The following is a 12,349-nucleotide window of genomic DNA, read 5'->3' as shown; positions in this document are numbered from 1 at the left end:
CCCCCCCGCCCCCCCCCGGGGGGGGGCGCGGGCCCGGGGGGGGGGGGGGGGCCCCGGGGCGGGGGGGGGGGGGGGGGGGGGGGGGGGCCGCCCGCCGCGCGGGGGGCCGCCGGGGCCGTGGGTTCGTTCTGCCATGGCCCGACAGGTACCCGACGCGGCGGCGAATATCCACTCCGCTGCGCTCGGGTCACGGTCGGGCGACTGAGATCGGGCGGGTTCGCGATCAAGCGGTTATCCTCCGCCCGCACGATCTTCGACCCGGTCGATCACCGACGGTGGCGGCCGGCCGTGCGCCGACCGGACGTCCCGCACCTAGGAGGCGAACCGCCGTGCCCGTTCCCCGACATCCCCGCCCGTCCCGGAGCCGCCGGCTGCGCCACGGGCTGACTGCCGCGTTGACCGGTGCGCTGCTGGCCGCGATCGTGTCCCCCGCCCTGCCCGCGCGCGCCGACGGCGCGGACGCGGCGCCGCGCCTGGACCGCGCCGACCCGGACGGGGCGTGGGCCGGTTACAGCGTGGGCCGTTCCGCCACCGAGGACACCGACCGGTCCGGTCCGCAGCTGCGGGGCCCTGGAGTGGCGGGCATGGACGTCAGCGGCCACCAGGGTGCGGTGGACTGGCCGCGCGCGTTCGCCGACGGCGCCCGGTTCGCCTACGTCAAGGCCACCGAGGGCATCGGGTTCACCAGCGACAGCTATCCGCAGCAGTACGAGGGTTCGCGGGCGGCGGGCATGATCCGCGGCGCCTACCACTTCGGGTTGCCCGACAGCTCCACCGGCGCCGAGCAGGCGCACTACTTCGTCGACCACGGCGGCGGGTGGGTGCCGGACGGGCGGACGTTGCCGGGGGCGCTGGACATCGAGTCGAACCCGTACGGCGACGAGTGCTACGGCCTGTCCCCGGAGCAGATGTCGGGGTGGATCGCCGACTTCAGCGGCACCTACCAGGCCCGCACCGGGCGGTTCCCCACGATCTACACCACCACCCGCTGGTGGGACCAGTGCACGGGGGCGAATCCGGACTTCGCGGCGAACAACCCGCTGTGGCTGGCCCGGTTCGCCCCGGAGATGGGGCCGCTTCCCGCGGGCTGGGACTACCAGGCGATCTGGCAGTTCGACAACGCCGGGGTGTTCCCGGGCGATCAGAACACCTTCAACGGGAACCCGGGGCAGCTGGAGCGGTTCGCGATGTGAGCGGCCCCCGGGACGCAGCGGAGGGGTGGGACCGGTGTTCGGTCCCACCCCTCCGTCGTGCGCGCCCGCCGCGATCAGGGTCCGACGAGGTCGTCCGGGATCGGTTCGTTCGCGGCGATCGCCCCGAACAGGCGCGAGGCGTTCGCGCTGTCCCACTTGATGACCGACTGGCCGCTGTCGGTGCGCACGAAGTCCCCGAACGGGACGCTGGTGGTGATCCCGTTGCCGCCGCTGACATCACCGAGTGCCTTGACCAGCCAGAACAGGTGCCAGACGTGATCGGAGTCGTTGAGCAGGAACGTGGTGCCCGCCGCGTTGGCCAGCGGCACCAGCCGGAACGGGTTGAGCAGCGTCGCCGGGCCCATCGCCTTGTCGGTCAGCGCGCCCAGCAGCTTGCGCTGGTTCTCCGCGCGTTCCAGGTCGCCGCCGTCGAGGGAGTAGCGGGCGCGGACGAACCCGAGCGCCTGCGGCCCGTCGAGCTCCTGGCAGCCCGCCGCCAGGTGCACGTTGGCCATGTCGTCGTCCATCGGCTCGTCCAGGCACATGTCCACGCCGCCGACGGCGTCGACCAGCTCGGAGAACCCGCCGAACCCGATCTCGGCGTAGTGGTCGACGTGCACGTCGGTGACCGTCTCCACGGTCTGGGCCAGCAGCTGCGGGCCACCGATGGAGAACGCGGCGTTGAGCCGGTCCTTTCCGTGCCCGGGGATCGGGACGTAGGAGTCGCGGGGCAGGCTGATCAGCGCGGGCTTCCCGCCGCCGGTGGGGATGTGCACCAGCATCATCGAGTCGGTGCGGCGCCCGGCGGCATCCCCGGCCGAGAGCTCCTCGCGCTGGGCCTCGTCGAGGCCTTCGCGGCTGTCGGAGCCCACCAGCAGCCAGTTGGTGCCGGGGGTGTCGGCGATGCGCCCGTCGTACTCGAGGGCTTCGGTGCGCTGCAGGACGCTGTCGACGTAGATGCCGAACCCGACCACGACCAGCAGCAGCACCAGCACGGCGATGCCGCTGCGCTTGCCCCAGCCCATCCGCTTGCGCCGACGCGGCGGTGGGGGCGGCGGCCCGGCCCGCCGGGTCGGCGGTGGTTGCGGCGGTGCGCCACCGCCGCCGCGGTTGCGGGCGTAGTAGTCGTAGCCGCCCTGCTGCGGCCGTCGGCCCCTCGGCGGATTCGCCGACCAATCACTCATGACCTTCACACCTGCGGAGTCGACTCGCCAGCACGCTCCGTGCCGACCTGTGCGGTGCAGCATCCCAGAAGCACCGTGGCGACCGGCACACCGCTACCGCAACGGTATGGAAACCACCCGTCCGGAACCGCCTGGGGGTAGCGGGTGCGCGGCATCGGCGGGAGCGGCGGCGGCCGAACGCAGCAGCGGGGGGGGGGGGGGGCCGCCGCCCCCCCCCCCCCCCCCCCCCCCGGCCCCGCCGCGCCCACAGCGCCCCCCCCCCGCGCCCGGGGGGGGGCCCCCGGGGGCCGGGGGGGGGGCGGCGGGGGCGCCCCCCCCCGGGCGGGGGGGGGGGGGGGCCCCGCGGCCCCCCCCCCCCGCCCCTCGACGGTGCTCAGCCGTTGACGGCCGCCGACACCGCCTCCGACCACAGGGCGACGCCGTCGTCGACCTGTTCGGCGGTGACGATCAGCGGCGGAATCATCCGCACCACGTTGCCCGCGGGACCGCAGGTCAACAGCAGCAGGCCCCGTTCGGCGGCGGCGGCGTGCGCGCGGGTGGCGGTGGCGGTGTCGGGTGCGCCGTCCGGCGTGGTGAACTCGTTGCCGATCATGAGGCCGCGGCCGCGGACCTCGCCGATGACGGGGTGTTCGGCGGCGACCTTGCGCAGCCCTTCCTGCAGGCGGGCGCCCTGTTCGGCGGAGTTGTCCACGAGGTGCTCGTCGCGCACCACGTCCAGGGTGGCCAGGGCGGCGGCCGCGGCGACCGCGTTGCCGCCGTAGGTGCCGCCCTGCGAACCGGGCCACGCCTTGCCCATCAGTTCGGCGGAGGCGGCGATGCCGGAGATGGGGAAGCCGCTGGCGATGCCCTTGGCGGTGATCAGGATGTCGGGTGTGATGGTGGAGTGCTGGTGGCCCCAGAACTTCCCGGTGCGCCCGACACCGGTCTGCACCTCGTCGGCGATGAGCAGGATGCCGTGGTGGTCGGCGCGTTCGCGCAGCCCTTCGAGGAATTCCGGGGGCGTGGGGATGTAGCCGCCTTCGCCGAGGACGGGCTCGACGATGAACGCGGCGGTGTCCTTCGGGGAGGTCACCGTCAGCAGCAGCTGGTCGAGTTCGGCGAGGGCGAAGCGCACCGCTTCGGCCTCCGACCAGCCGTGCCGGTAGGTCTCGGGGAACGGGCTGAACGCCACGCCCGGCATCATCGGCCCGATCCCGGCGCGCACCTTCATCCCGGAGGTGGTCAGGGCCCCGGCGCCCATGGTGCGGCCGTGGAACCCGCCGTGGAAGGCGACGATGGTCTGGCGCCCGGTGGCCTGGCGGGCCAGCCGCACCGAGGCCTCCACTGCTTCGCTGCCGGAGTTGACGTAGAACATCCGGTCCAGCCCGGCGGGCAGCACCTCGCCGAGGCGTTCGGTCAGCTGGAGCAGCGGCCGGTGCATGACCGTCGTGTACTGGCCGTGGATCAGAGTGCCCACCTGGCGCTGCGCTGCTTCGACCACGCGGGGGTGGCAGTGTCCGGTGCTGGTGACGCCGATGCCGGCGGTGAAGTCGAGGTAGCGGCGGTCGTCCTCGTCGTAGAGGTAGACGCCCTCCCCGCGGGCGGCCAGCACTGGTGTCGCCTGCTTCAACGCCGGCGAGAGCTCAGCCATGTCCGACTCCAAGCAATGTAGGATTGTTGACAATCGCGAGGGACATGCAACCATCACGGCTGCGTCATGTCCACCCGCCGACACGGAAGGCCCGCAGAACAGAGATGAGCACCTCCAGCAGCTCCCCCGCAGGCACCGAGTCCCGAGAGGCCGCCGTCGTCGACGCCGCCCCCAAGCAGCTGCTCATCGGCGGCAAGTGGCGCGCGGCCACCGGCGACCGCACCTACCAGGTCGAAGACCCCTCCACCGGGCGCGCGCTGTGCTCGGTCGCCGACGCCAGCCCCGAAGACGGCATCGCCGCCCTCGCCGCCGCGCACGAAGCCCAGGCCACCTGGGCCAAGCACCCGCCGCGGGAACGCGGGGAGATCCTGCGCCGCGCTTACGAGCTCATCCAGCAGCGCCATGAGGACCTCGCCCTGCTGATGACCCTGGAAATGGGCAAACCGCTACCCGAAGCGCGCGGCGAGATCACCTACGCCTCGGAGTTCTTCCGCTGGTTCGCCGAAGAAGCCGTGCGCATCGGCGGCGACTACGCCGTCGCCCCCAGCGGCACCGGCCGCTTCCTGGTCACCCAGCAGCCCGTCGGCCCCACCCTGCTGATCACCCCGTGGAACTTCCCGATGGCCATGGGCACCCGCAAGATCGGCCCGGCCATCGCCGCCGGCTGCACCTCGGTGATCAAACCCGCGCACCAGACGCCGCTGTCGATGCTCGCGCTCGCCGAGATCCTGCAGGAAGCGGGCCTGCCCGACGGGGTGCTCAACGTGGTGACCGCCGTCGGCGCCGGTGCCGTGATGGAACCGATGATCCGCGACGGGCGCGCCCGCAAGCTCTCCTTCACCGGCTCCACCTCGGTGGGCCGCAAGCTCATCGAGCAGTCCGCCGAGCAGGTCCTCAACGTGTCGATGGAACTCGGCGGCAACGCCCCGTTCCTGGTGTTCGCCGACGCCGACCTCGACACCGCCGTCGAAGGCGCCATGCAGGCCAAGATGCGCAACATCGGCGAGGCCTGCACCGCGGCCAACCGGTTCTACGTGCACGCCGACGTCGCCGACGAGTTCTCCCGCCGCCTCGCCGAACGCATGGGGTCGCTGCGCCTCGGCCGCGGCGTCGCCGACGACGTGCAGGTGGGCCCGCTGATCGACGCCACCCAGCTCGGCAAGGTCGACGAACTCGTCAACGACGCCGTCGGGCACGGCGCCGAGGTCGTCGTCGGCGGCTCCCGCCACGACGGCGAGGGCTACTTCTACCCGCCGACCGTCCTCAAGAACGTGCCCGCCCAAGCGCGCATGACCCGCGAGGAGATCTTCGGGCCGGTCGCGCCCATCAGCACCTTCACCGACGAGCAGAGCGCCATCGACCAGGCCAACGACACCGAGTACGGGCTGGTCGCCTACGTCTACACCCGCGACCTCAACCGGGCGCTGCGCGTCTCCGAAGCCCTGGAGAGCGGCATGATCGGCCTCAACCAGGGCGTGGTGAGCAACCCGGCCGCCCCGTTCGGCGGGGTCAAGGCCTCCGGGTTGGGCCGCGAAGGCGGCAAGGTCGGCATCGACGAGTTCCTGGAGACCAAGTACATCGCCATCGGCGGCCTGTGACCCGCTGCTCCGCAACCGGATCCGGTGCCCCGCGTGCGCTGCGCGCGGGGCACCGCCACGTCCGGGGCCGGTAGCGTCGCCCCGGTGGATCACGAGACCGCCGCCGAGCACTACCGGGCGCTGCTCGCCGAGCACCTGCGCGGCGACGAACCACCCACCGCCTGCGCCGAACGCTTCGCCGCACCGGTGCGCCGCGCCAGCACCGCAGGCCTCGGCGAGGACGCGACCGCCGAGATCCTCTGGGCCGCCTGGCAGCCGGTGCTCACCACCGCCCGCACCCGCCCCGGCACCCAGCCCGCGCTGGTGGCGCTGCTGGTGGCGCTGCGCGAGCTGGGCCCGCTGCCCGGCGCCGACCGGGTGTGGGGGCTGGAGGTGTTCACCGACCTGCCCTGCTTCGGCGCACAGCTGCGCGAGGCCTGCGACGCCGACCCCACCGGTGCCGTGCCGCTGGCCGCGTTCGCCGCCCGCCTGACCACCGCGGGCATCGACTTCTCCCTGCACGCCCTGTGGGCGCTGCGCGAGCACCTCGAACACCCCGAACCGCCCGCGGACCTGGCCGCGGTGCTGCGCTGGGCCGAGCACAGCGGGCCGGTGCTGGCCGGGTTCGCCCGCACCCGCCGGACGTACGCCGACCACGACCGCGGACCCGACCGGCTCGGGCCGCTGGCGCGGGACCGCGGGATCCGCGGCCACGGCTTCACCCCCGAGCGGTGGGCGTTCTGGCGCACCCGCCTCGCCGAACTCGGCACCGCCGACGCCCGGCGGGCCCTGGCGTTCCTGCCGCGGCGCTGAAACCGCCCCGCACTGCGACACCGATCACGCGGGGACCGGCCCGGCACGCTCGCCCGAACCCGCGACCTGCACCGACACCGCCGGGGCGTTTCCGCTCCGGCACGTCGCGGGTAGCGCGTTATCAGCATGTGGAGCAGCGGGTTGCCGCGTGCGGGCACCGCACGATCCCCTCGGGGCGAACCCCGGTCCACCGGGTCGAACGCAGGAAGGGCACCATCCATGACCGACACGTCCGCAGCACTGCGCACGCTGATCTCGCCCGGCCGCTACGTGCAGGGCCGCGGCGCCCTGGACTCGCTGGGTTCCTACGTGGCGAAGCTCGGTGCCCGCCCGCTGGTGCTCGCCGACGACGTGGTGCGCGGGCTGACCGAGAACGCGATCACCGCATCGTTCACCGCAGCCGGGCTGCCGGTGCTGTTCGACCGGTTCGGCGGAGTGCCGACCGCCGCCGAGAGCGGCCGCGTCGCCGAAGCCGTCCGCACCCAGGGCGCCGACGTGATCGTCGGAGTCGGCGGTGGCGCACCGATCGACACCGCCAAGGCCGCCGGCGACGACACCGGGCTGCCCGTGGTCAGCGTCCCCACCGTCGCCTCCACCGACGCGCCCTGCTCGGCGCTGTCGGTCGTCTACACCGCCGACGGCTCCTTCGAGTCCTACCGCTTCTACCACCGCAACCCCGCGCTGGTCCTCGTCGACACCCAGCTGGTCGCCGACGCGCCCGCCCGGTTCCTCGTCGCCGGGATCGGCGACGCGCTGGCCACCTGGATCGAAGCCCGCGCCGTGCGCCAGTCCAACGCCACCACCATGGCCGGTGGGGCCGCGACCCGCGCCGGAGCAGCGCTGGCGCAGCTGTCCTGGGACATCCTGCACGAATCGGCGATCCCCGCGGTGCGCGCCGTCGAACGCCACCTGGTCACGCCCGCGGTGGAAGAGGTCGTGGAGGCCAACACGCTGCTGTCCGGGCTCGGTTTCGAATCCGGCGGGCTCGCCGCCGCCCACGCCATCCACGACGGGCTCACCGCCGTCCCGCACACCCACGGCCTCGCCCACGGCCAGAAGGTCAACATCGGGTCGATCGCGCAGCTGATCCTGGAAGGCCGCCCGAGCAGCGAGATCCACGACTTCGTCGAGTTCACCACCCGTGTCGGCCTGCCCACCACGCTCACCGAAGCCGGGCTCGGCGACGCCGACGACTCGGTGCTGCGCACCGCGGCCGAAGCGGCCTGCCACCCGGACGAGACGATCCACAACCTGCCGTTCCCGGTGACCGCGGACGCCGTCGTGGACGCGCTGAAGGCCGTGGAGGTCACCGGCCGCGCGGTGCGCGCCGAAGCGGGCCTGCCCGAACCGGTCGCGCCCGCGCACTGACCTGTCTTCCGCGCCGGGCCGCCCCACCGCGGCCCGGCGCCGGCCGGTCAGCTCGCGTCGGACTCCGACAGCAGCGGGGCGAAGGCGTTGAGCCGCTCCAGCGCGTCGTTCATGTGCGCCTCCAGCCTCGCCAGCAGCAGCGCCTCGTCGCCGGACTCGATCGCATCCACCAGGCCCGCGTGCTCGTCGACGAGGGTCTGCGGGTCCGCGGTGTACTTGTCCTGCAACGCCGTCAGGCACATCCGCTTCTCCACCAGCAGCGTCTGCGCCATCCGCTGCAACCGGGGGCTGCCCGAGACCCGCACCAGGGTTTCGTGGAACTCCTGGTCGGCGTCGGAGAGCTCGATCGCATCACCCAGGCCCGCGGCCGAGACGATGCGGGCCTGCGCGGCGGTCAGCTCCGCGACCGCCTCCACCCGGTGGTGGCGCACGATCCGCTCGCACGCCGCGCGCTCCACCGCCAGCCGCGCCAGGTAGATGTCGGCGACGTCGTCGGCGTCCAGCGTCGTCACGAACAACCCGCGGTGCGGTTCGCTGTGCAGCAGCCCTTCCTGCACCAGCCGCTGCATCGCCTCCCGCAGCGGGCCGCGGCTGACCCCGAGCCGGGACGCCAGTTCCGCCTCGCCCATCTGGCTGCCCGGCGGCAACGACCCGTACATGATCGCCGAGCGCAGCTGGTCGGCCACGATCGCCGCGGTGGACTTGCGCTGCACCGGCTCTAACTCGCCGTGCTGGTTCTGCTCGTCGACTCCGAGCACCGACACCATCTCCTCATCGCCTCCGCTAGTGCGGGCCCGCTCCCCCGAGCGGCCCGTCCGCCGGACCGGTCTGCCGGAACAACGCCCCGAGCCCTTCGCGGGCGCGGGTGTCCCCGGCCAGTCGCAGCACTTCCCACGCGCTGACCTGGTTGGCGGTCAGCACCGGCTTGCCCACGCGCCCTTCGAGCTCGTCGAGCCACTGCGCGGTGTGCAGCGCCGTGTCCGGCATCAGCAGTGCCTGCGCGGGTGGATCGTCGTTGGCCGCGGCGAACTCCAGCACCTGCTCCCGGCCCAGCGTGCCGACCTCGGCGGCGGTGACGATGCCGCGGCTGGAGAGCCGGGTGACCTCGATGCCGCCGTGCGCCAGGAACGCCGCGAACCGGTCGGCGACGTCGGCCGGGTAGGTCGCGGCGACCGCCACCCGCCGCAGCCCGAGGCGCGCGGCGGCGTGCACGAACGCGAACGAGGTGCTGGAGGTCGGCAGCCCGGTCACGGCCTGCAACTTCTCCACCTGCTCGCGGGCCCCGTCCCAGCCGAAGACGAAGCTGCCGCTGGTGCACGCCCAGATCACCGCTTCGACCTCGTGGGCCAGCAGCGCGCGGGCACCGTCGGCCAGGACCTCGTCGGAACCGACGTCGAGCAGCGCGTCCACCCGGTGGGCGTCCTCGCGCATCTCGGTGTGCACCAGCGGCAGCGCGACGTCCTCGCCGAGCAACCGTTGCAGGGCCGGGTAGTCGTCCTCGGCGCTGTATCCGGGGTAGAGAATTCCCGCGGTGGTCGACACCGGCAGCTCCCTCCTTGATCGCCCCGCGATCCCGACGGGACCACGGGCGAACGACACCGGACCGGCGGTCAATTGTCGACAATGTTACCGCACGGTTCGGGGCCGCCCGACATGGCAGAAACGCTTTCGTAATTCGATCGACACGCCGCAGCGGCGCCGATCAGGCGGCCGGCGCGGCACACGCCCGCACCAGCCGCTGCTGCGGGGCCACCGCGGGCAACCCCATCGACCGCAGCGCCGCCCACATCGTCACCTGGTTCGCCGTGAGCACCGGTTTGCCCAGCTCCTGCTCCAGCGGCCCGATGATGTCGTAGGTCGGCAGGTTCGTGCAGCTGATGAACATCGCCTCCGCGTCCGGGCGGTCCGCCGAGCGCACGATGTCCACCACCTGCCGGTACCCGACCTGCCAGATCCGGCCCAGCAGGCCCAGCCCCACGCTGGTGACCACCTCGACACCGTGCTCGCCGAGGAACCCCACCAGCCGCTCGGTCACGTTCGCCACGTACGGCGTCGCGATCGCCACCCGCCGCGCCCCGAGCACCTCCAGCGCCTGCACCAGCGCACCCGAGGTCGTCACCGCCGCGGGCGCACCCGCCTCCCGCATCACCGAGGTCAGGTTCCGCTCCCCGGCCGCACCGTCGACGAAACTGCCCGACGCGCACGCGTAGGCCACCACCTCCGGCTCCGGGGTCAGCAGGTCGCGCGTCGCGGCGTGCACCGCCGCCTCGTCTGAGATCAACGACGCCATCTCCACCGTCATCGGCACCGGCACGAACGCGGTCCGCGTCAGGTACAGCGACACCTCCGGCGGCGTCCACCGCCACAACTCGCGATCCATCGCCAGGTCGAACGGGGCGACCACGCCCACCCCGCGCTGCGGCACCGGACCCGGCAGCCCGCCCAGCAGGTCCTCCGGTGGCATCGGTCCGGCCCCCGTCAGCCCGAGCGGCGTTCGTAGCGCAACCGCTCCCCGACGCTGCCCGCGCGCCACACGTCGTTGCAGGCCGCCGCGAACTCCGCCAAGCCCTCCACGATGGAGCCGTAGACGTTGCCCGGCACCCAACCCACGTCCCCGTTGAGCAGCAGGTTGTTGCGCCCGTAGAAGATCGCCAGGTCGATCACCCCCGGCAGCTCCTGCAGGTCCTTCTCCTCCTTGAACCCGCGGTCGAGCATCCCGCTGTCGAAGGAGAAGTACACGAGGTCACCGGGGATCGGCGTCACCGTCGGGTTCTCCTGACCCGGTTCCCGCGCGGCAAAGCGCTCGACCATCGTGTAGATCTCGTTGCGCGCGTACTTCGCGTGGTGCACCGGGCCCGCCTGCGGCAACGCCTGCCACACGGCCTCGCAGGTTCGGGGCGCGTCGGCGTCCAGCAACTCCGCCACGCACGAGACACCGCGCTTCTCCAACGTGATCGACAGGTACCTGGGCATGGTGAATTCCGTTCCATGAGGGGGACGTGCAGATGGGAATCGGTCTCCGCGGTCTCGGCTCGCGACCACCACCGGTCACGCCGTGCCCTGCCCAGGGCCGAAGACCTCCCCCGCGGGCCGCGCGCACCGACCGGTGGCGGCCCCGCAGCGAGGTACCTGCGGATTGTTGACAATCCTACGAGCGCTTCCTAGCGTGTCAATCCCCGGACGACGATCGACTCCAGGCCATGATCGGCAGCCAGGCAGGCGCGATCGCCCGGAACGCCGCGACGACGCGCACCCCACCCCGACGACCGCGAAGGCAGGTCATGACCCACCACACCCCCACCGTCGTCGTCCTCCACGGTGGCAACCCGCCACCGGCCATGGACCGCATCGCCGCGGCCGCCGAACTCCGCCCCACCACCGAGGACGAGCTCGCCACCGCACTGCCCGGCGCCGACGTGCTGTTCGTGTGGGACTTCCGCTCCGACGCCGTCGCCGACACCTGGGCGCACGCCGACGCGCTGCGCTGGGTCCACGCCGCCAGCGCCGGCGTCGACCGGCTGCTGTTCCCCGACCTGCTCGACTCCCAGGTCGCCCTCACCAACTCCCGCGGCATCTTCGACGCACCCATGGCCGAATACGTCCTGGCCACCGTCCTCGCCTTCGCCAAGGACCTGCACACCAGCGTGCGCCTGCAAGATCGCCGCGAATGGCGCCACCGCGAAACCGAACGCATCACCGGCAAGGCCGCCCTCGTCGTCGGCACCGGCCCCATCGGACGCGCCATCGCAGGCAGGCTCACCGCCGCCGGACTCCACGTGCACGGCGCCGGACGCGTCGCCCGCACCGGCGACCCCGACTTCGGCACCGTGCACGCCTCCGACCGGCTCCACGACGTCCTCGGCGACTACGACTACGTCGTGCTCGCCGCACCCCTGACCGAGCAGACCCACGGGCTCATCGACGCCGACGCCCTCACCCGGTTCCGGCCCACCGCACGCCTGATCAACGTCGGGCGCGGCGAACTCGTCGTCCAACCCGACCTCGTCGAAGCCCTCGAAGCGGGCACCATCGCCGGCGCCGCCCTCGACGTCTTCGACACCGAACCCCTCCCCAGCACCTCACCTCTGTGGGAGATGCCCAACGTCCTGATCTCCCCGCACATGTCCGGCGACACCATCGGCTGGACCACCGAACTGGTGGAACTCTTCCTGGACAACCTGCGCAGCTACGCCCACGGCGGCGAACTGCGCAACGTAGTGGACAAGCAGCGCGGCTACGTCAGCGGAACGGAGCGGAACCGATGACCTCGACCCCAGACGCGGCACCCACCCACGCCACCACCCCGGCGGACCTCACCGCCACCGACATGCTCGAACGCTTCGCCACCGGGGAGCTCTCCCCCGTCGAAGCCACCGAAGCCACCCTCGCCCGCATCGCCGACGCCGACCCCGCCGTCAACGCCTACTGCCTCGTCGACGCCGACCGCGCCCTCGACCAGGCCCGCGCCGCCGAAACCCGCTGGGCCCGCGGCGAACCCCGCGGCCGCCTCGACGGCGTGCCCACCTCCATCAAGGACATCTTCCTCACCCGGGACTGGCCCACCCTCCGCGGCTCCCGCACCAT

General features: G+C 73.0%; 12 protein-coding genes. 6 read left to right on the top strand and 6 right to left on the bottom strand.

What is annotated here, in order from left to right; all coding sequences use genetic code 11:
• Positions 1–395 precede the first annotated feature (395 nt).
• Complete coding sequence (locus LCD33_RS24935) at positions 396–1,193, top strand: lysozyme (protein ID WP_224961477.1); 798 nt, start codon at positions 396–398, stop codon at positions 1,191–1,193.
• Positions 1,194–1,267: 74 nt separating this feature from the next.
• Here the strand turns inward: LCD33_RS24935 and LCD33_RS24930 are convergent, their stop codons facing one another.
• Together LCD33_RS24930 and LCD33_RS24925 are read right to left on the bottom strand one after the other, a co-directional pair.
• Positions 1,268–2,377 (bottom strand): LCP family protein, encoded by a 1,110-nt coding sequence (locus LCD33_RS24930; protein WP_224961479.1) that lies wholly within the window; start codon positions 2,375–2,377, stop codon positions 1,268–1,270.
• 373 nt (positions 2,378–2,750) lie between these two features.
• On the bottom strand, positions 2,751–4,007 hold the full coding sequence (locus tag LCD33_RS24925; RefSeq protein WP_224961481.1) for an aspartate aminotransferase family protein: 1,257 nt from the start codon (positions 4,005–4,007) through the stop codon (positions 2,751–2,753).
• Positions 4,008–4,111: 104 nt separating this feature from the next.
• Here LCD33_RS24925 and LCD33_RS24920 point away from each other — a divergent pair, with 104 nt between their 5' ends.
• The 3 genes from LCD33_RS24920 (at position 4,112) to LCD33_RS24910 (ending at position 7,765) form a co-directional block, all read left to right on the top strand.
• On the top strand, positions 4,112–5,605 hold the full coding sequence (locus LCD33_RS24920; RefSeq protein WP_224961483.1) for an NAD-dependent succinate-semialdehyde dehydrogenase: 1,494 nt from the start codon (positions 4,112–4,114) through the stop codon (positions 5,603–5,605).
• An 84-nt stretch (positions 5,606–5,689) separates the two neighbouring features.
• Complete coding sequence (locus tag LCD33_RS24915) at positions 5,690–6,397, top strand: DUF3632 domain-containing protein (protein ID WP_224968832.1); 708 nt, start codon at positions 5,690–5,692, stop codon at positions 6,395–6,397.
• Positions 6,398–6,616: 219 nt separating this feature from the next.
• Positions 6,617–7,765, top strand: a complete 1,149-nt coding sequence (locus tag LCD33_RS24910) for a glycerol dehydrogenase (RefSeq protein ID WP_224961487.1) — start codon at positions 6,617–6,619, stop codon at positions 7,763–7,765.
• A gap of 47 nt (positions 7,766–7,812) precedes the next feature.
• Here the strand turns inward: LCD33_RS24910 and LCD33_RS24905 are convergent, their stop codons facing one another.
• The 4 genes from LCD33_RS24905 to LCD33_RS24890 all read right to left on the bottom strand — a co-directional run bounded on the left by LCD33_RS24905 (position 7,813) and on the right by LCD33_RS24890 (position 10,738).
• Positions 7,813–8,523 (bottom strand): GntR family transcriptional regulator, encoded by a 711-nt coding sequence (locus LCD33_RS24905; RefSeq protein ID WP_224961489.1) that lies wholly within the window; start codon positions 8,521–8,523, stop codon positions 7,813–7,815.
• 25 nt (positions 8,524–8,548) lie between these two features.
• The gene (locus LCD33_RS24900; protein ID WP_224968989.1) at positions 8,549–9,307 is read right to left on the bottom strand and encodes a maleate cis-trans isomerase; all 759 of its coding nucleotides are present in this window, start codon (positions 9,305–9,307) and stop codon (positions 8,549–8,551) included.
• Positions 9,308–9,467: 160 nt separating this feature from the next.
• Positions 9,468–10,229: an Asp/Glu racemase gene (locus LCD33_RS24895; protein ID WP_224961494.1), complete on the bottom strand. Its 762-nt coding sequence runs from the start codon at positions 10,227–10,229 to the stop codon at positions 9,468–9,470.
• Positions 10,230–10,243: 14 nt separating this feature from the next.
• The gene (locus LCD33_RS24890; RefSeq protein WP_224961495.1) at positions 10,244–10,738 is read right to left on the bottom strand and encodes a DUF3830 family protein; all 495 of its coding nucleotides are present in this window, start codon (positions 10,736–10,738) and stop codon (positions 10,244–10,246) included.
• Between the two features lie 308 nt (positions 10,739–11,046).
• Between LCD33_RS24890 and LCD33_RS24885 the strand changes: the two genes are divergently transcribed.
• Positions 11,047–12,030, top strand: coding sequence for a D-2-hydroxyacid dehydrogenase (locus LCD33_RS24885; RefSeq protein WP_224968991.1), 984 nt, complete (start codon positions 11,047–11,049; stop codon positions 12,028–12,030).
• A partial coding sequence (locus LCD33_RS24880) for an amidase family protein (RefSeq protein ID WP_255617778.1) occupies positions 12,027–12,349 on the top strand: 323 nt, incomplete at its 3' end. The genes LCD33_RS24885 and LCD33_RS24880, both read left to right, overlap by 4 nt.

The sequence above is a fragment of the Saccharopolyspora sp. 7B genome, assembly GCF_020177435.1.
In the GTDB taxonomy this organism is placed as follows: domain Bacteria; phylum Actinomycetota; class Actinomycetes; order Mycobacteriales; family Pseudonocardiaceae; genus Saccharopolyspora_C; species Saccharopolyspora_C gregorii.
Note: the sequence above shows the minus strand (reverse complement) of the source record. Positions and strands in the feature narration are given on the sequence as shown.